The organism is Flavobacteriales bacterium (genome assembly GCA_021739695.1).
GTDB lineage: Bacteria > Bacteroidota > Bacteroidia > UBA10329 > UBA10329 > UBA10329.
The window spans coordinates 43,952-63,072 of record JAIPBM010000018.1 but is presented as its reverse complement, the minus strand read 5'-3'; the positions used below and the strand labels follow the sequence as shown (position 1 = coordinate 63,072).

Sequence of the window (19,121 nt, the reverse complement as noted above, 5' to 3'; positions counted from 1 at the left end):
AGGAAAAGGGAAATAATGTGAAGTTTGAAGCTCGGAACGTTTCGAAGGTGTTGGTATTGCCTTTGAACGAGGCACAAAAAAAGCGACCCCGTTTAAGGAATCGCTCTTCGAAAAAGGTGTTCGTGGAGTTTAATACTCGTCTTCGTTGAAGAAGAAGTCGTCTTTGGTTGGATAATCTGGCCAGATGTCTTCGATGCTTTCGAATACTTCGCCATCATCTTCAATTTCTTGCAGGTTCTCGACCACCTCCATCGGTGCGCCAGATCGCATTGCGAAGTCAATCAGCTCGTCCTTTGTGGCTGGCCAAGGTGCGTCTTCGAGACGTGATGCTAATTCTAGTGTCCAATACATTGTGAATCGTATAAAAAAGGTTACCTACTCTATTTCGCGCAAAGCTAAAAATTTTAACTAGACATGAAAGAGGTGATTGAAATTTCCTCGTAAATGCTTAAAATCAGCTATTTACGCGGTCTCCATGGAACCTCTTTCAGTTCGTTGTACTGCGTGGTTTTGCGACTTAGTACAAAGAGGTAATCGGAAAGTCGGTTCAAATATTTTATGACCAGCGGAGAAATCGGTTCTTTTTCGTTTAGAAGAACGGTAAGTCGTTCTGCTCTGCGGCATACGCACCGTGCTATGTGACAGAACGCAACGGTGTCGTTTCCGCCAGGAAGCACGAAGGAGCGCATTTCGGGCAGCGTATCATTCATGCGGTCCATTTCCTTTTCCAAAAGTTCGATGTCTGATTCGTGGAGGTCTGGAACGACAAGATTCGATTTGCTTGGGTCGGAAGCAAGAATAGAACCGATGGTGAACAAGCGATCTTGAATTTCGGCCAGCATTTCTTTGGCAAACGGATCGATGTCGCGGAAACGTACAAGACCGATGTAGGAGTTCAACTCATCGACTGTTCCATAGCTTTCAATTCGGACGTGATGCTTTGGAACACGCGCGCCACCGAAAAGTCCGGTTGTGCCATCATCGCCTGTTTTTGTGTAAACTTTCATGACTGCTGCAACACAGTTTGAACATTAAGGTTCACTTCGTCCGTTTCCACCAAACCGTCTTTCAGTCGGATGATGCGATGTGCGTGTTGTGCAATTTCTTCCTCGTGCGTCACTACCACAATGGTATTTCCGTTACGATGGATCTCTTCAAAAAGTCCCATGATCTCGATGGAAGTTTTTGAGTCGAGGTTTCCCGTTGGCTCATCGGCCAGGATCAATGCTGGATTGTTTACCAAAGCACGCGCAACAGCAACCCGTTGGCGCTGTCCGCCCGAAAGTTCGTTTGGTTGATGTTTCATTCGGTCGCCCAAACCGACTTGGTTCAGCACTTTCTCTCCTTTCACAATACGATCTGCTTTTCCAAAACCAGCGTAGATAAGCGGCAGCGTAACGTTTTCCAAGGCAGTGGATCGGGGGAGCAGGTTGAACGTTTGGAATACGAAACCGATCTTTTTGTTGCGCACTTCGGCCAGTTGATTATCGGTCATGCGACTCACGTCCTGTCCGTCTAGAAAATACTGCCCAGAACTTGGTGTATCTAAGCAACCGATCATATTCATCAATGTGGATTTTCCCGAACCAGAAGGTCCCATCAAAGCCACATATTCGCCTTGCTTGATGGTGATGCTGATATCGCGCAATGCATGCACTTCTTCTGTTCCCATCACATACACTTTGGCGATGTGTTCGGTGCGGATGACGTCTTTGACTGGGGAGAATTTGATTTCCATTGGATGGCTAAATTAAGTTGCTTGATCACTGAATTAGTATTTGACAAGCCTTATGAATTGGCTGGTTTCTTCGCTGACCATACGAAGAAGAAACTCCCCAGGAGAGAGGAAGTTCAAATCAATAATTCCGTCTTTGTCAATATTCCCCCTTGTCAATTCTTGCCCCATCATATTGAAAATTGCGTAGTGCGCGTTCTCGGGGGTGTTACAAAGTTTGATGTGACTTTCAAGTGGATTGGGATATGCATTAGGGGAATTGTAGCTATTCTCTGGAATCGAAGTGATTAATGGTGGGTACGGAGGATTGGAGCTTCCATAGCTCTCCATGAATTCTACTTCACAGTCATAATAAACTTTGAATTTCCAAAATCTTCTTTGAATGCAACCAGCAAGGCAATCACCCCAACCCACTGAATAAATCAACTCAACGTGGTCTAGGTTAATAGTAGCTGTAATGTTGTCTCCGTCTCCAAGTGCCGGAATCATTTCAGCATAAGTAACTTCTGGAATTAGCTCAAATACTAGAGAAAGAGCCGGTGCATTATAATTGCTATCTGAAATGAGTCGAACCACGAGATCACTTGAATTGGAAAGCCAGTAGGCACTATCACTTACCATAGCGTACCTGACCATTAAACTATCTATAAATGGTTGACCTGTAGGAGCAATCTCGTTCCAAAGATTCATTGCCCAAGGATAAGTTGTGTCAGCAGCAAGATATAACCTGCTCATCGTGAAAGTTTCGTAGGGATGTATGTTGTAAATATTAATAACACTATCTGCTTGAGGTAAACTTGTAGCGTTATAGACTGCGATAAGGGCACTTAGAATCGTGTCAGATAAAGCCTCCGGAATATCCACATCATCTTGATTATTCTGATAAGCGTAAAGTGAAGGAGATGGGGATGGAAAAAAAATCGTTGGAGCGGGAGTGTAAGTTGTTTGAAGGGTGATTTGATCTGCATCTTCTTTGTAGAATGCTTCCACGTATCCAGGCGCAGAGCAATCGGATTGAACAATCTGAGTAAAACCCACCATAGACATGGTGTTCAGAATGAAGAAAAGGACAATTGTTTTCACTAAGAGGTCTAATTTCATCACAAGGTAGCAAGTTCAGCGTTCAATACCTGATGATGAAATGTTGCTTCGGTTGCTCTTTCCGTAGGAAAACGATTCCTACTTGAAACAAATCGAGTGTCACATTAACACGTTCGTGTGCCTTGATGTTCGCCCAAGCTTCGGCCATGCCTTTGCTCCAATAAATATCATCGAAAAGCAACACAGAATCATTGTGGCATTTCTCCAAGCATTGCTCGAAGTAGCGAATGGTCGGTTCTTTTTGATGATTGCCATCAATAAACGCCCAATCCAGTTTTTCGATGGAATCAAGAAATGGTTGAAGGGTATCGTCAAAGTTTCCTTTGATGATCGTTGGATTGACTTTCGCTGTTCGGAATTGCTGTTGTGCAATGGCAGCCGTGTTCGGGCAACCTTCAAAAGTTGTGAGTTTTCCGTTCGGATTACCGAGCGATTGGTAGAGGCTTCCTATGCCGAGCGAAGTTCCTAGTTCAATCATGGTTTCGGGTTCAAAACGTTTGGAGAGGCGAAAGAGCAATTCGCCCCATTTTCCAGCTTTCGCGGAGTTTTTAGCGATATCGGAAACCTTTCTTTTGTTGGATCGGTTGACCGTTGAACCTGCTCCAAGATCGGTTATTTCTATCTCATCCGTTCTAGAAAGAAGCTCTTTTCGAATCGTCTTTACGGATTCGTAAGCAGGATAATTCGCCTTGTCGTAAATCACTTTATCGAGCAATTCATACACAAAAGGAGAGTGTATTCCGTGCCGATTTTTGGCTTTAGAGAGATACTTTGCGTATTCGGCTGCGCGCCATAGATGAGACATTGCGCGAAATTACATCTTCAAACGTGCCAAAAAGAAACGGCCTGAAACGAATCGCAACAGGCCATTTCTTAAAGAACAAATTTGATTCTACGCCTTTGGCATATGCACATCCAATTGCGGGAATGGAATGGTGATTTTTGCCGCATCCAAAGCCTCTTTTCCGCTCTCGTAAACGTCAAAATAAACATCCCAATAATGAGCAGGATCGCAGTACGGACGAACTGCTAAGTTCACAGAGCTGCTGCCCAACCCAACTACACCGACAAATGGTGCTGGATCTGTCATCACTTTAGGATGAGATGTCATCACATTTATCAGTACTTCACGCGCTTTCTTCACGTCTGAATCGTACGAGATTCCCATGTTCAGATCAACACGGATCTTGCCTTCAGTAGCGTAATTTGTGATGTTTCCATTGCTGATCGCTCCATTCGGAATGATCACCGTTTTGCTCTCTGGTGTATTCAGAATAGTCACGAAAATCTGAATCTCCTTCACGTTACCCAAGTGTCCTTGGGCTTCAATCAGATCACCAACTTTGAAAGGCTTGAAGATCAGAATGAGTACGCCACCGGCAAAGTTGGCCAGCGTTCCCTGCAAAGCCAATCCAACGGCCAAACCTGCGGCACCGATCAAAGCCACAAAAGATGTGGTCTCAATGCCGATCATGCTAGCCACACTTATCAGCAACATGGCTTTCAGACCAATTCCTATGAGGCTTTTTAAGAATGGTTGAAGGCTGACATCTACATGCCTGTTGTCCATCAGTTTGCCAAGCACGCCAACGAAGCGGTTTATGACCCACAGACCAATTACTAGAACGAGCAATGCTAGCACCAATTTAGGTGCATAAAGCATGATCATTTCAATGGCTTTGTCTGAGTATTGAGAAAGTGCTTCTGAGTTCATTTTAGAGTAAAAAGAGGTTACTTATTGTGCAAATGTATATCCATTTGTGGAAAAGGAATGTTGAGGCCGTGTTGCCCGAATTCCTTGTAAACTCGCTTGTTGAGGTCAAAGAAAACGCTCCAATAATCTGCAGCATCGACCCAAGCACGCACAGTGAAATTCACAGAACTATCTGCCAAAGCTGACAAAGCAATGAACGGAGCTGGATCTTGCAAAACTCGCTTGTCATCTTTCAACATTTGCAGCAGCACTTGCTCGGCTTTATCGGCATCATCGCCATAACCGATTCCGATGGTCCAGTCAACACGTCTTCTTGCCTCTGTTGAATAGTTGATCATACTTCCAGTAGAAAGCCCACCGTTCGGAATGATGATGGTTTTGTTGTCTGGAGTTTTGAGAATGGTGTTGAAAATCTGAATGTCTGAGACCGAGCCCACGTAACCTTGAGCCTCCAACACATCACCGATCTTAAATGGTTTGAGAATAAGAATGATGACGCCTCCCGCAAAATTCTGAAGCGTTCCGCTCAACGCCATACCAACAGCCAAACTGGCCGCTCCGAGAATGGCAACAAACGAGGTCATTTCGATTCCCAGCGTTCCTAGGGCTGTTATAACCACAAGTATTTTGAGCGCAATTCCGAGCATACTTCCGAGGAAACTTTGAAGTGCTGCATCGAGCTTTCTTGCAGCCATCAGTTTCTTAGCAGCTTTGGTAATCATACCCGCCAGCCATAGTCCAATTACAAGTATTAGAATGCCAACGGCCAGTTTTTGTCCGTATTCAATGATTAGCGGCATGTAATCGGTTCCTCCTTCTCCAAATAGATCTTTCATAAAATGTTTGTTTTTGATTCGCTTGCAAAGGAACTAAAAACGAAAGCCATGAATTAAACATTTGTTTAAATCAAATGATCAACACACCTTTGTGCCATTATGAGCGAGAAAGACCTAAATACTGCCAGTAAGATCAAAGAAGCGGCCAGCCGCCTTTTCACCGAAAAAGGGTTTGGCAGAACGACCACGCGAGACATTGCCACCGAAGCAGGAGTGAACTTGGCATTGGTCAATTACTATTTCCGAAGCAAGGACGAATTGTTTAAAACCATCATGCTAGAGACAGTCCAAGGTTTTATCGGACAATTGCGGGTGCTACTGAATGATGAAAAGACTTTCGAGGAGAAGGTGGAATTGGTGGTCGGTAATTACATCGAACTTCTTAAAAAGCGTCCCGACCTGCCCATTTTCATGCTGAGTGAGATCAGAAACCATCCGCAGGAAATGGCTGCGAAACTCGGAATAGACAAACTCATGCACGAGGTGAAATTCTTTCAAGAGTTAGCGCAACGCTGCCCAGATGGCGTTCATCCCATTCATCTGTTCATGAACCTCTTATCCATGACCGTTTTTCCGTTCATCGGAAAACCGGTGATCACTTCGGCAACAGGAATGAATGATGAGGTTTTTATGATGATGATGGAACAGCGCAGAGCACTGATACCACAATGGTTTTTGTCCATGCTTAAACCTCAAGAATAGGAATGATGAAAACGCACATTCTCCTGATCATCGGGCTCGTTGCCCTCAGTTTTTCTAAGCAAACGCAGGCGCAAACGCTTTATGCGTGTCTAGATAGTGCTGAGAAGAACATGCCCATTCTGAAGCAAGAACCTATTCTGGCCGAGATGCTTCAGAATAAACTGAAGACCTACAATCGGTCCTATCTCCCGATGGTTACGGCCAACGGACAGGCAACCTATCAATCGAATGTTCCTGAATTACCGTTTTCGTTTCCAGGCGTTCCCAGCTTGGATATTCCGAAATTCCAATATCGAGCGTACTTCGAATTGTACCAGCCTGTGTTCGATGCGGGTGTTTCTGGCGCACAGAAAACGGCCGAAAAAGCCAAGAATGAAGTGTCGTTGATGGCGCTCGAAGTTGGCTTGTCAGAATACAAGAAGCAAGTGGCGAAACTGTATTTCCAAATGTTGTTGGTTGATGACCAATTGGACATCATTTCCAAAACCTTGGAGCTAATGGCGGAGCGCGAAAAGACGGTCAAGACTGCACTTGAAAATGGCGTGGCGCAGCAGAACGATCTACTAAAACTTCAAAGCGAAATTCTTCAGCAAGAAAAGAAGCAGAATGAGTTGAGGAGCGCCAAGGAAAGCGGATTGGACGTGCTCTCGCTACTTACTGGAATAGATTTGCAGAACGCCAAGCTGGAAACTCCAGTGATTGAAACGGAATCCGAATTCGCCTACGCAGAAAACCTCGAGTTGAAACTCATCAATACGCAACAAAAAGGCCTAATGGCGACCGAAAAACTGCTGAAAACGAAACGATTGCCGCGCATCAATCTTTTCGGGCAAGCAGGCTTGGGCGCACCAAATCCTTACAATTTCTTCAAAGCAGATATCAGTGGGTATGGCATGGTCGGTCTGAAGGCTACTTGGAATATTTGGGATTGGGGAAAGACTTCATTGGAACGAAAAAACCTCCGATTGAATAGCAAGATGATGGATGTTCAACAACTCCAAAAGACGGTGGAGATTGAAAGTACGATCTCACAGATGCGAGTGGAAAACGCCAAACTCGTCAAAGCGCTCGAGTGGGACGAAAAAATGCTTGAACTGCGTTCGCAGATACGCAAGAATGCGGAAGTGCAAGTAGAGCAAGGCGTCATTACATCCACCGCCTATTTGGAAGAAGTGCTGGCCGAGCAACTAACTGAACTCACACGCAGCGTTGACCAAATAAGCTTGTATCAAAATCAAGTGATGTTGCAGTTTGAAACTGGCGTATTGAAATGAAAATGAATATACAGATCAATCCCCCGTCTTGGAATTTTCGCAAGCTCCAATTCCAAGCTACCCCCTTTGAAAGGGGGATGAGCGCAGTCCCCCCTTCAAAAGGGGGTGCCCGAAGGGCGGGGGATTTAATGAATCACAAAACCACAATTCCGATGAAAAACGCAATTCTAATAGTGACCTTTTTAGCCTCACTTTCCGCCTGCAATGGAGGAGATGAGAAAGCCGATGCTTATGGAAATTTCGAAACGGACGAACTGACCGTCAGTTCGGAAGCAAGCGGAAAACTTCTTGTTTTTAATGCTGAAGAAGGCCAAAATTTGAAGGCAGGAGATTTGGTTGCGGTGATCGACACCACGCAACTGTACCTGAAAAAGGAACAGGTGAAAGCCACGATTGCTGCCGTGCGAAAAAAGCTTCCGAACGAAGCGGCTCAGCTTGCCATTTTCGATCAACGCATGGACAAGATCAACACGGAAATTACCCGAATCAGCAAACTGGTCGCGGCCAACGCAGCTCCTTCTAAGCAGTTGGATGACCTGAAAGCCGAACTGGATGGAACGATGAAGCAACGGGCTGCCACAGCTTCCACGCTTGGAACGCAAACGCAAGGCATGTTGGCCGAGATCGACCCCATGCGATTTCAATTGATGCAGATTGAGGGTCAGCTTCGCAAATCGTACATCTACAATCCAATTAACGGTTCGGTTCTGACAACGCTGGCGAAAAGTGGTGAACTGACCATGATGGGAAAAGCGTTGTACAAGATCGCTTCGCTCGATCCGTTGGTGTTGAAAGCCTACGTGAGCGAAGACATGCTAGGCGAGGTGAAAATCGGAGACAAAGTGACGGTGAATACAGATAATCCTGATGGCACAATGAAAGCTGCGGAAGGAACAGTTACGTGGATCAGCAGCGAAGCGGAATTCACACCAAAAATGATCCAGACGAAAGACGAGCGCGCCACGCAGGTTTACGCGATGAAAATCGATGTTCCAAATGATGGCAGCCTGAAGATCGGAATGCCTGCGGAAGTTGAATTTGGAGGTTATGAATAGAGAAATCCCCCGTCCCGTTCCTCGGCACCCCCTTTTGAAGGGGGAAGGAGCTCAATCCCCCTTTCAAAGGGGGTGGCCCATGAGTGCAGCTTGCGGAACGATATGGGACGGGGGATTGATTTCAATTCAAAACAAAAAATCTTGAGCCCCGCCATTTCCATACAAAACCTGAGCAAGTCGTACGGGAACGTGCAGGCACTGAAAGGCATCAGCTTTGACGTGCAGCAAGGCGAACTGTTCGGACTTATCGGTCCAGATGGTTCGGGGAAAAGCACGCTGTTTCGAATTCTGACCACACTTCTTCTGGCAGATGACGGAAAGGCCGAAGTGATGGGTTTGGATACGGTAAACGACTTCCGCGACATCCGCAATCGCATCGGTTACATGCCAGGTAGGTTTTCCCTTTATCAGGATTTGACCGTTGAGGAAAATCTCGAGTTTTTCGCCACCATTTTCGGGACGACCATCGAAGCCAATTACGAATTGGTGAAGGATATTTACGTTCAATTGGAGCCATTCAAGGATCGTCCTGCTGGAAAATTGAGCGGTGGAATGAAGCAGAAATTGGCGTTGTGCTGCGCGCTCATCCACAAACCTGAAGTACTCTTTTTGGATGAGCCGACAACAGGCGTTGACCCCGTAAGTCGCAAGGAATTCTGGCAAATGCTGAAACGCTTGAAGCTGGAAGGCATCGCCATTCTCGTGAGCACGCCTTACATGGACGAGGCTGCGCTTTGCGACCGTATCGCGCTCATTCAGAAAGGCGAGATCCTCAGTATTGCATCGCCCGAGAGCATCAATGAGGAATTCAAAGGTACGCTCGTGGCCATGAAAAGCCACCGCATGTATGAGCTGCTGACCGCACTTCGCAATCACCCGAAAGTGGAGAGTTGCTATGCCTTTGGCGAGTACTTGAATGCCACATTGATTGAAGGTGAAACGGATTGGAAACCCATCGAAAAAGACATGCGCGATCAAGGCTTCGATGACCTTGTGGCGCACGATGCAACGGTCGGAATTGAGAACGTTTTCATGCAACTGTTAAGGACAGCCGAGGCATGAGCGAGAAAGTGATCATAGCGAAAGACCTCACCCGAAAATTCGGTGATTTCGTTGCGGTTGATGCCGTCTCGTTTGAAGTGAGCAAAGGCGAGATCTTTGGTTTCCTTGGTGCGAATGGCGCAGGAAAAACCACCGCCATGCGCATGCTCTGCGGATTGCTTGCTCCGACATCTGGCGAAGCCACGGTAGCTCGTTTTGACATCGCTTCTCAAACCGAAAAGGTGAAGAAAAGCATCGGCTACATGAGTCAGAAATTCAGCATGTTCGGAGACCTCACGGTGAAGGAGAATTTCCTGTTCTACGGAGGCGTTTATGGTCTGAAACGCAAGGTTGTTTTGGAGCGATTGGATATGATGCTTGGCTTGCTTCAGCTACGCGAGGCGACCAATTCGCTGGTCGATTCGCTGCCGCTTGGTTGGAAACAAAAACTGAGTTTTTCGCTGGCAACGCTCCATCAACCGGGCATCATCTTTTTGGATGAGCCGACAGGTGGTGTTGACCCGATCACACGAAGGCAATTCTGGGATCTGATCTATGAAGCGGCACACGATGGCGTCACCATTTTCGTGACCACACACTACATGGATGAGGCGGAATATTGCGACCGCGTCAGCATCATGGTGGACGGGAAAATTAAAGCGCTCGACAGTCCTGAAAACCTGCGCAAAAGCTTTAACGCAGATAGTATAGATGCGGTCTTCCAAGAACTGGCACGAGGAACTTCAACGAAATGAAACAGTATTTCGCCTTCGTTAAAAAAGAGTTTCGGCACATTCTGCGCGACAAACGCACGCTGCTGATCTTGTTCGGCATGCCAGTTGCACAGATCCTCATTTTTGGTTTTGCGCTGAACAATGAGGTGGAGAATGCGGGCGTAGCGATTTACGATATGTCGGGCGATTACGAGAGTGTGCTGCTTCAAACCCGATTGGAGAATTCGGAACAGTTTTACATCGAACGCGAATGCCAGACCACCGAATGCATCGAGGAAGCATTCCGACAAAGCAAAGCGCGATTAGGCATCATTCTCCCACAGAATTTCGGTTCAGACCTGCTGAACGGAGCAAAACCCGCCATCAAAATTGTGAGTGATGCCAGTGATCCGAACCAAGCACAAGTACTGACTTCTTATGCTACGGCCATTATTCTCACGCACGTAAAAGGTCGCGCTACCGTTGTTCAAGATGTACCCATTGTTTCGGCCATTCCGCGGATGATCTTCAACCCTGAATTGAAAGCCGTTTACATGTTCGTTCCGGGTGTGATGGGGCTGATCTTGTTGCTCGTTGGTGCCATGATGACCTCCCTCACCATCGCCAGAGAAAAAGAACTCGGAACAATGGAACTTTTGCTGGTTTCGCCACTTTATTCGTGGCACATCATCTTCGGGAAAGTGACGCCTTATTGGCTGCTCAGTTTTTTCAATGCGATGGTCATCGTCTCTCTTGGAATACTCGTTTTTGATATGCCGATGAACGGCTCGGTGGTGTTGTTGATCGGGAGTTGTCTATTGTTCAGCCTCACCGCATTGGCGCTGGGAATTTTCATCTCCTCCAAAGCCAATTCGCAAATGACCGCCATGTTCGTTTCCATGATGGGATTGCTGCTGCCCACCATCCTTTTGAGCGGTTTCATCTTCCCTATTGAGAACATGCCACTTCCATTACAAATCGTGTCGAATATCATCCCGGCCAAATGGTTCATCATGATCATCACAGGACTGATGATAAAAGGTTCGGGAATGAATGTGATCTGGAAGCCGGTGGCAGTGCTCGTGTTGATCACTTTGGTTTTGGGCGTGGCAGCCGTCAAGAATGTGAAACCTCGATTGGGAGAATGAGAGCGCTGCCACATATCGTCCGCAAGGAATTCCGACAGATAAGCCGTAATAGGGTGATGCTGCCGCTGCTGTTCCTCATGCCGATCGTGCAGTTAATCATACTAAGCTATGCGGCCGATTTTGAGGTGAAGAATGTGAACATGGCCATTGTTGATCTCGACAAAACCGTCACCTCGCAACGACTGGTGAGCAAGTTCACTTCTTCGGGATATTTCACGCAAGTGGGCAGTTTTACCAATGTCAAAGAAGCGATGCTCGAACTCGAAAAGGAGAACACCGACATGATCCTCTGCATTCCTAAAGACCTTGATGCCGATCTGAATTCATTGCAGCCTGTCAAAGTTCAATTGTTGTTGAATGCGGTGAACAACCAAAAGGCCGGAATTGCCAGCAACTATAGCATGCAGGTCATCAACGCTTTCAATGCCGACCGTTTAAAGAACATGTCGTTGCCGCAAGGCGTCACGCCACTTTCAGTCGATATCCGATCGGAATACTGGTACAACAGCGAGTTGAACTACAAGACCTTCATGGTGCCTGGCATTTTGGCCATTCTGGTCACGATGCTTACGGCTTTTCTCAGCAGCATCAACATCATCCGCGAACGCGAAATGGGCACCATCGAACAGCTTAACGTTACGCCTATCACCAAATTCGAATTCATTCTCGGCAAGATCATTCCGTTCTGGATCATCGGCATGTTGGTGATGACCTTCGGGCTGGTGATTGCCTATCTTTTGTTCGACATTACCACGGCCGGAAGTCTGCTTACGCTTTACGCTTTTCTCGCCATTTACCTCATTGCGGTCTTGGGTATCGGAATTCTCATCAGCACGGTCACCGAAACGCAGCAACAGGCCATGTTCATCACGTGGTTCTTCTTAGTGATCTTTCTACTTCTGAGCGGCCTCTTTACTCCCGTTGACAGCATTCCCGAATGGGCCAAGTTCATCAATCACTTCAACCCAATCAAATACTTCGTGGAAGTGATGCGAATGGTGATGCTGAAGGGCAGCACGTTTGCCGATATCAGCTATCACTTCTTGGTTATGACAGGCTTCGCGATTTTCTACATCGTGTCGGCTATGCGTAGCTACAGCAAGACGAGCGGGTAGAAACAAAAAAAGCCTTCTCAATTGAGAAGGCTTTTCATTTGGTGGGAAATGAGGGATTCGAACCCCCGACCCCCTCGGTGTAAACGAGGTGCTCTGAACCAACTGAGCTAATTTCCCGAATTGGGGCTGCAAATGTAAATAAGCATTTGGTATTTGCAAGCAGAAAATTCAAACAACTTCTGCAACCACAAATGTGCTGCCTCCAACATAGACGATTTCGTCTGACTTGGCGACACGTTTTGCAGCTTCAAGTGCTTGTGAAACGGATAGGAATGAACTAAAATGAAATCCAAGTTCTTTGGCTTTTTCTGTGAGAATCGAAACATCCAATCCTCTTGGAACATCTGGTTTACAGAAATAGTAGTTTGCTTTTGAAGGAAGCATTTGGAGTGTTTTAGATACGTCCTTGTCATTTACCATTCCCCAAACGAAATGAATTTGTTCTGGTAAGCGGTTGGAAAGCAATCTTTCCAAATTCGGAAGCAATCCTTCGGTGTTGTGGCCAGTGTCGCAGATGACCAATGGATCGCGTTGAAGTATCTGCCAGCGTCCCAGAAGGCCTGTTCGGTCAATCACGGTCTTTACGCCATCTTTAAAGTGCTCACGGGTCACGTTCCAGCCTATTTCGCTGAGGGTTCTTACCGATTCCAAAACAGTGAGTAGGTTCTTGCGTTGATGCGGCCCTGTCAATTGGCCTTCAACTTCCAGCTCCAAGCCATCGTAGTGCCGAACGCTCAACTTCAGTGAATAATCGTCCACAGCATTCGAGAGTAATTCTGCATTGCGGATCTCCCATTCGCGGTTGGCGAAACGTAAACGGCTATTGGTTTCTCTCGCTTTGTTCTGAAAAACCTCAGCCACTTCTTGCTGAAACTCGCCAACTACAACTGGAACCTTGGGTTTGATGATTCCTGCTTTCTCTCCTGCAATCTCTGGTAGTGTTTCGCCTAAGAATTGCTGGTGGTCGTAACCGATATTGGTAATGATAGAAAGTTCTGGAGTGATGACGTTCGTGCTGTCCAATCTTCCGCCCAAACCCGTTTCAACAATGGCGATATCAACTTCATTGTTGGCGAAATGATGGAACGCCAGTGCAACGGTCATTTCGAAGAAAGAAGGTTTTATCCGTTCGAAATCAGATTGATGTTCTGCCACAAATTCTACTACCGATTCCTCAGCGATCATCTCGCCATTGATTTTGATGCGTTCGCGGAAGTCCTTCAGATGAGGGGAAGTGTACAACCCAACTTTGTAACCAGCAGTTTGAAAAACGGATGCCAGCATGTGACTGACCGAGCCTTTTCCATTGGTTCCAGCGATATGAACACTTTTGAATTTGTGCTGAGGATCATCCAGCAATTCGCAGAGCGCAAGTGTATTGGTAAGGTCTTTTTTGAAAGCTGCAGCGCCTTGCCGCTGATACATGGGCAATTGGCTGAACAGATAATCCAGCGTCTCCGCGTAGTTCATTATTCCAGAATGAAAACGAAGGTCATACTGCCTTTTTGCTGAATGGCAGCATCTGGCTTGGCGTTGAATTTTGTATTGTAGGCCGCTTCGGTGGCCAATTTTTCAAGATGTCGGTCTGTGGTTGTCGATCCTCGGGCACCAGGAGTAGCTTTCACCACTTTGCCGTATTTATCTACAATGATCTCTACTACCACTTTTCCTTCCTTTTGAGACGTGTCAACGATCTTGGGAGCACTGACCATTGAACGACCACCAAGGTCGAACGAGAAACCATCTCCACTGCCACCCAAACCATGTGGTGCACCAGGAGTTCCGTTCGGTGAGCCTTGATTGCCACCTGGCTGATTGTTCCCTTCGCCTTTACCTTGACCCTGCTTTGCTTTGGCAAAAAGCGCATCGCTTGCTGCTTTCTTCTCTGCCTGAACGCGCGCTTCTTCAGCCTTTCGTCTTTCTTCCTCCGCTTTTTTCTCGGCCTCTTCCTGTTGTTTTTTCTTCTTTTCTTTTTGAAGCGCAATGGCATCCAACATTTCCTGCGTTACCACTTGTTCTTCCACCACGGGTTCAGAAACTTCGTTTACAACCGTTTCGGTCTGTGTCACGGCTTCTTCCGTTACGTCTTCCACAACTTCCTCAGATTGGGCAGGGTCCATCTCTGAATCGCCAAGACCGGTTTCTGTGTTGCCGAAGTTGATCATCATGCCTTCTTCGGGTTTAGGCTGAATGGTGGTCAATCCTAAAAAGAGAAATAGGAGCAATAGTAGCCCGTGAATGATCAACGATGTGATCATTCCAGTACGCTTATTTTTCTTTTCGAATGCAGTATCCATTACTCAGGCTTTGTGGCCAGCACGATCTTGTATTGATTCTGATAGGCAATGTCCATCACCTTCACCGCATACTCTATCGGCACACCTTTTTCTACTCGAAGAACAATCACTTTGTCTTCGGCAGTTGCTAGACGCTGATTGATCATCGATTCCATAAATGCAGGGTCAACTTTATCTTGATCAACATAATGGATAAGGTCTTTATCGATGGAAACAGAAACAGTCTGCTTTTTTACCGACTTGGATTTGCTGCTTGGAAGCACAAGATCCAATGCATTGGTTGTGACCAACGTGGACGTAAGCATGAAGAAGATCAACAACAGGAATACGATGTCTGTCATAGACGACATGTTGAAGTTCGGACTGACCTTATTTCTTGTTTTAAGACCCATGTTTTCTAATTATTAATTCGTCATTCTCAATTAATAATTACCTAAGCCGGTTCGTGAAGTAGGTCGATGAATTCGGTAGAGCGTGCTTCCATTTTGAAAACCACGCTTTCTACTTTGGCCACCAATACGTTGTAGCCCAAATAAGCCATGATACCAACCACGAGACCCGCAACTGTTGTGGTCATAGCAGTATAAATTCCGCCAGCAAGCATTTCCACATTGACCTGTCCTCCGGCCATGGCCATTTCGTGAAAGGCCAGGATCATTCCGATAACGGTACCAAGGAATCCGATCATTGGCGCAGCACCCGAAATGGTTGCCAGCGAAGCCAAATTCTTCTCTAGTTTGTAGGTTTCCAACTTGCCCACATTCTCAACTGCTGCAGAAATATCTCCGAGCGGACGACCAATTCTGGAGATACCTTTTTCGAGCATGCGCGCTACCGGACTATCAGTTCTGAGGCAAAGTGCTTTTGCTGCGGCAAGGTCGCTTCGTTGGATGCTGTCTTTTATAGCGCTCATGAATGCAGCATCTTCTTCTCCGGCTTTGCGGATAGTGAGAAAACGCTCTACAAAAATGTAGATGGCGATGAAAGAAAGAACCAGCAGTGAAAGCATGATGATCTGCCCACCGAGGCCTCCGGAGGTCATCAGTTCAATGATCGAAATCGTCTTTTCTTCGCCTATCTCCTCGGGCACCATGGTGGTCTGTTGGGCCATGGCCGATGTAATGAACATGAGTTTCATCTTGTGGTTTTCTTAAAGGTTCAGGTATTTGTACTCCGTATCGAAAGTATCTATAGATGAAGGCCTGCTTGGTTGGGCCGTGTTCCTTTTATAAACACCGATATGTTAGCTTTAGTATGTTCGGATGTAGGGAAAATGGTGTTTTAAGAAGCAGTCAGTTTCGAAATTGAAACATATTTTATGACTGCTTGATACAATTGAGCTTTTCTTGGAGAATAAACCGAAGGACAACTTCGAGTTACGCACTAAAGGTTTTAGGCCGCATTGCGTTAGGGATGGAAGCGGCATCCTTTTTCTCGTACCCTGAGGTTCTCGAAGGGTAGAGAGAAAAAGATATAGCGCACAGCCCGACCCGAATGTGGGTTGGGCTGAGAGTAGGAGAGGGGAACGCCCTAAAGGATCAGATTCCGAATATGAATTTCACCATCAGCATGAACACGCCTGAACCGGCAAGGAAACCGATGGTTGCAAGCCATGTGATGTTCTTAACGTACCACATGAAGTCGATCTTTTCCATTCCCATGGCCACAACTCCTGCGGCTGAACCGATGATGAGCATGCTACCGCCTGTTCCGGCAGAGAATGCGATGAAATGCCAGATGTGGTGATCGAGTGGAAGTTGGAACATGCCCATGCTGGCGGCTACCAACGGAACGTTATCGATGATGGCTGAGCCAACACCAAGAAGTAGTACGAACACGTCATCTGGAATGACAGAACGTACGGCTTCGCCTGCTTCGAAGATCATTCCAACGCTTTCTAGTGCTGCCACGGCCATCAGAATTCCGAGGAAGAAGAGGATGCTTGGCATTTCGATGCGGGTAAGCGAAGTGTGCAGTGGGCTGTGGTGCGACACTGCATCTGACATGGTGAATGCACGGTGACTTTTGATCTCGGCCACAGCAGCAACTACGGCCAGCGACAACATCATTCCGATGTAAGGAGGCAGGTGCGTGAAGGTTTTGAATATTGGAACGAACACGATCATTCCCAAGCCCAAAAGCAGCATGGAAAGACTTGCTGGTTTTTCGTCAGCATCCTCTGCCGGAACGGTAAGTTTTCCTTTGAATGCAGGAAGTAATGTGGCGATGAATGTTGGTACAGCCATGCACAAAAGTGAAGGCAGGAAAAGGTGCTCGGCCAATTTGGCGGCAGATACTTTATTTCCGATCCAAAGCATGGTTGTGGTAACATCTCCAATTGGCGACCATGCGCCACCAGCATTTGCTCCAATGATGATGAGACCTGCAAACCACATACGGTCTTCCTGTTTGTCGACCAGTTTTTTGAGGATGGTGATGAGTACGATGGTAGCTGTAAGGTTATCGATAACGGCAGAAAGGATGAAGGCAAGAATACCCATGATCCACAGAAGGACTTTCTTCTCTTTGGTCTTTACGAATTTCTTGATAGCTCCGAAACCATTGAAATGATCGGTTATTTCTACAATGGTCATGGCGCCTAGTAGGAATACAAGGATCTCGGCTGTTTTTGCAAGGTGATGCAAGAGCATTTCATCCATGTGAGTAGGAACCAGACCGTCTTCAATTTCGAAGACCGGAACATGCGCCACCGCGATCACCGTCCACAGAAAAGCCATCATGGCCAATGCGGGAATGAGTTTATCTACTTTCAGCGAGTGCTCAAGGGTAATTGATAGATAGCCGAGAACAAAAATTATGAGTAATAGTGCTTCCATTGTTAGTTGGTGGTTTGAAGTTGTGGGTGTTCCATCAGCTCTTCCAACGCCAGTTGAAAAGCCGTGTTACTTACGTTTGTTAATGATGGGTTTTTATCGTGAACCTTTTTAAGGGCGTTATAGATCGTTCTGGATGTATCGCTGAAGATGGCTTCGTCCGTCAGGTCTTTATCCTCGTGGCTCATCAGGAAGGCGAATACACGTGCCATTCCGCAGTTGGCAATAAAATCTGGAATCAGACTCAACTGATCATCAGCCTGACTCATAATTGGACCGTAGAATATCTCCTTGTCGGCAAACGGAACATTAGCGCCACTGGCAATGGTTTTCAAACCAGCATTCACCAAACGTTGCAACTGATCGGCCGAAACCAGTCGTGATGCAGCAGCAGGAATGAAAACATCAGCATTCACATCCCAGATCTTCGCATTCACCTCATCAAAAGGGAGCATTCCATCAATCGAAAGCGTGTTTCCGATCTTGTGATTGATGAAAAGGTCTTTCACTTCTTCCAGACCGTATCCGGCTTCGTTTATCAATCCACCGTTTCTGTCAATAATGCCCACAATCTTAGCACCAGCATGTGCCAATTCCATAGCAGCTGCAGAAGCCACATTTCCCCAACCTTGCACAATAATGCGCTTGCCTTCCAGCGTTTCTTTCTTGAAAATGGAGTAGAAATGCTTCACCGATTCGCTCACGCCAAATCCGGTCACCATATCCGCCACGCGGTATTTGGTTGGTCCGTCAGGACAATAATTCGGGTCTTCCAAAACCTTCGAAACACCGTTTCTCAATTGTCCGATCTTACGGATCTTTTCAGCATCGGTCGGGTCAAAATGCCCGTTCACAATACCTTCTTGCGGATGCCAGATCCCGAAGCTTTCCGTAATCGGAATCACCTCGTGGATCTCATCCACATTCATATCGCCACCCGTTCCGTAGTAGTTTTTCAAAAGAGGTGCAACCGCTTTGTACCAGCGCTCCAAAACGCCTTTTTTGCGCGGGTCTTTCGGGTCAAAATCAATCCCAGATTTGGCACCGCCAATGGCAGGTCCACTCACCGTGAATTTGATCTCCATCGTCTTGGCCAACGAAACCACCTCGTCCTTGTCAAGTCCAACGCGCATCCGTGTTCCACCTCCCGCAGCACCGCCACGCAATGAGTTGATAACCACCCAACCACGCGCTTCAGTTTCCCGATCGTTCCATTCAAAAACAATCTCAGGACTTTTCTCCTCGTATTTCTTCAGCAGGTCTTTCAAGGCGCGGATTCGCTCAAAAATTCCGCGCAAATGTAAAACAAATTCAAAGCTGCGTTTAGCACACCAAAGTCATATCCCAAAGCCCGCATTTTTCCTTTCCACATTAGCCTAAAAGAGTTGGGCGTGTCCCTCGCCACGCACCATTCCACCCACATTCGGGTCAGGCTGTCCGCTATATCTTTTCTTTTCCCAGCAGTCGCTGAGGCTCTCGAAGCGCAAGCCATGGAAAAGAAAAGGATGCCGCTTCCATCCTTCACGCGCGCAGTCAATGACCCTAGAACTTCTCGC

General features: G+C 46.7%; 20 protein-coding genes and 1 tRNA gene. 7 read left to right on the top strand and 14 right to left on the bottom strand.

From position 1 onward, the window contains the following. Positions 1–129 precede the first annotated feature (129 nt). From K9J17_12065 to K9J17_12035, 7 genes are all read right to left on the bottom strand, one after another. Positions 130–351: a DUF2795 domain-containing protein gene (locus tag K9J17_12065; GenBank protein ID MCF8277459.1), complete on the bottom strand. Its 222-nt coding sequence runs from the start codon at positions 349–351 to the stop codon at positions 130–132. A 107-nt stretch (positions 352–458) separates the two neighbouring features. Then, complete coding sequence (locus tag K9J17_12060) at positions 459–1,007, bottom strand: cob(I)yrinic acid a,c-diamide adenosyltransferase (protein MCF8277458.1); 549 nt, start codon at positions 1,005–1,007, stop codon at positions 459–461. Next, a complete protein-coding gene (locus K9J17_12055; GenBank protein MCF8277457.1) occupies positions 1,004–1,738 on the bottom strand; it encodes an ABC transporter ATP-binding protein in 735 nt (244 codons plus the stop codon). Before K9J17_12055 ends, K9J17_12060 begins: the two co-directional genes overlap by 4 nt. A gap of 33 nt (positions 1,739–1,771) precedes the next feature. Then, positions 1,772–2,836 carry a T9SS type A sorting domain-containing protein gene (locus K9J17_12050; GenBank protein ID MCF8277456.1) on the bottom strand — a complete coding sequence of 355 codons (1,065 nt, stop codon included), beginning with the start codon at positions 2,834–2,836 and terminating at the stop codon, positions 1,772–1,774. Positions 2,837–2,858: 22 nt separating this feature from the next. Continuing rightward, on the bottom strand, positions 2,859–3,641 hold the full coding sequence (locus tag K9J17_12045) for a class I SAM-dependent methyltransferase (protein ID MCF8277455.1): 783 nt from the start codon (positions 3,639–3,641) through the stop codon (positions 2,859–2,861). Between the two features lie 87 nt (positions 3,642–3,728). Beyond that, positions 3,729–4,550, bottom strand: a complete 822-nt coding sequence (locus tag K9J17_12040; GenBank protein ID MCF8277454.1) for a mechanosensitive ion channel — start codon at positions 4,548–4,550, stop codon at positions 3,729–3,731. Positions 4,551–4,567: 17 nt separating this feature from the next. Beyond that, positions 4,568–5,386: a mechanosensitive ion channel gene (locus K9J17_12035; protein MCF8277453.1), complete on the bottom strand. Its 819-nt coding sequence runs from the start codon at positions 5,384–5,386 to the stop codon at positions 4,568–4,570. Positions 5,387–5,485: 99 nt separating this feature from the next. Between K9J17_12035 and K9J17_12030 the strand changes: the two genes are divergently transcribed. The 7 genes from K9J17_12030 (at position 5,486) to K9J17_12000 (ending at position 12,434) form a co-directional block, all read left to right on the top strand. Further along, on the top strand, positions 5,486–6,088 hold the full coding sequence (locus tag K9J17_12030; protein ID MCF8277452.1) for a TetR family transcriptional regulator: 603 nt from the start codon (positions 5,486–5,488) through the stop codon (positions 6,086–6,088). A 5-nt stretch (positions 6,089–6,093) separates the two neighbouring features. Continuing rightward, entirely contained in the window at positions 6,094–7,362 is a 1,269-nt protein-coding gene (locus tag K9J17_12025) for a TolC family protein (GenBank protein ID MCF8277451.1), read from the top strand. A 152-nt stretch (positions 7,363–7,514) separates the two neighbouring features. After that, on the top strand, positions 7,515–8,417 hold the full coding sequence (locus K9J17_12020; GenBank protein MCF8277450.1) for an HlyD family efflux transporter periplasmic adaptor subunit: 903 nt from the start codon (positions 7,515–7,517) through the stop codon (positions 8,415–8,417). A 102-nt stretch (positions 8,418–8,519) separates the two neighbouring features. After that, positions 8,520–9,479, top strand: coding sequence for an ABC transporter ATP-binding protein (locus tag K9J17_12015; protein MCF8277449.1), 960 nt, complete (start codon positions 8,520–8,522; stop codon positions 9,477–9,479). After that, positions 9,476–10,213 carry an ATP-binding cassette domain-containing protein gene (locus K9J17_12010; GenBank protein MCF8277448.1) on the top strand — a complete coding sequence of 246 codons (738 nt, stop codon included), beginning with the start codon at positions 9,476–9,478 and terminating at the stop codon, positions 10,211–10,213. Before K9J17_12015 ends, K9J17_12010 begins: the two co-directional genes overlap by 4 nt. Next, entirely contained in the window at positions 10,210–11,319 is a 1,110-nt protein-coding gene (locus K9J17_12005) for an ABC transporter permease (GenBank protein MCF8277447.1), read from the top strand. Before K9J17_12010 ends, K9J17_12005 begins: the two co-directional genes overlap by 4 nt. Next, a complete protein-coding gene (locus K9J17_12000) occupies positions 11,316–12,434 on the top strand; it encodes an ABC transporter permease (protein MCF8277446.1) in 1,119 nt (372 codons plus the stop codon). The genes K9J17_12005 and K9J17_12000 overlap by 4 nt, the downstream gene beginning before the upstream one ends. 39 nt (positions 12,435–12,473) lie before the next feature. Here K9J17_12000 and K9J17_11995 read toward each other — a convergent pair. The 7 genes from K9J17_11995 to K9J17_11965 all read right to left on the bottom strand — a co-directional run bounded on the left by K9J17_11995 (position 12,474) and on the right by K9J17_11965 (position 18,833). Further along, positions 12,474–12,551 (bottom strand) — tRNA-Val (locus K9J17_11995). A 51-nt stretch (positions 12,552–12,602) separates the two neighbouring features. Continuing rightward, positions 12,603–13,904: a bifunctional folylpolyglutamate synthase/dihydrofolate synthase gene (locus K9J17_11990; GenBank protein ID MCF8277445.1), complete on the bottom strand. Its 1,302-nt coding sequence runs from the start codon at positions 13,902–13,904 to the stop codon at positions 12,603–12,605. Beyond that, positions 13,904–14,731 carry a hypothetical protein gene (locus K9J17_11985; protein ID MCF8277444.1) on the bottom strand — a complete coding sequence of 276 codons (828 nt, stop codon included), beginning with the start codon at positions 14,729–14,731 and terminating at the stop codon, positions 13,904–13,906. The genes K9J17_11990 and K9J17_11985 overlap by 1 nt, the downstream gene beginning before the upstream one ends. After that, positions 14,731–15,123 (bottom strand): biopolymer transporter ExbD, encoded by a 393-nt coding sequence (locus K9J17_11980; GenBank protein MCF8277443.1) that lies wholly within the window; start codon positions 15,121–15,123, stop codon positions 14,731–14,733. Before K9J17_11980 ends, K9J17_11985 begins: the two co-directional genes overlap by 1 nt. A 41-nt stretch (positions 15,124–15,164) precedes the next feature. After that, positions 15,165–15,860 carry a MotA/TolQ/ExbB proton channel family protein gene (locus tag K9J17_11975; GenBank protein ID MCF8277442.1) on the bottom strand — a complete coding sequence of 232 codons (696 nt, stop codon included), beginning with the start codon at positions 15,858–15,860 and terminating at the stop codon, positions 15,165–15,167. Positions 15,861–16,269: 409 nt separating this feature from the next. After that, complete coding sequence (gene nhaD, locus K9J17_11970) at positions 16,270–17,568, bottom strand: sodium:proton antiporter NhaD (protein MCF8277441.1); 1,299 nt, start codon at positions 17,566–17,568, stop codon at positions 16,270–16,272. 2 nt (positions 17,569–17,570) lie between these two features. Next, a complete protein-coding gene (locus K9J17_11965) occupies positions 17,571–18,833 on the bottom strand; it encodes an amino acid dehydrogenase (GenBank protein MCF8277440.1) in 1,263 nt (420 codons plus the stop codon). Between the last annotated feature and the right edge of the window lie 288 nt (positions 18,834–19,121).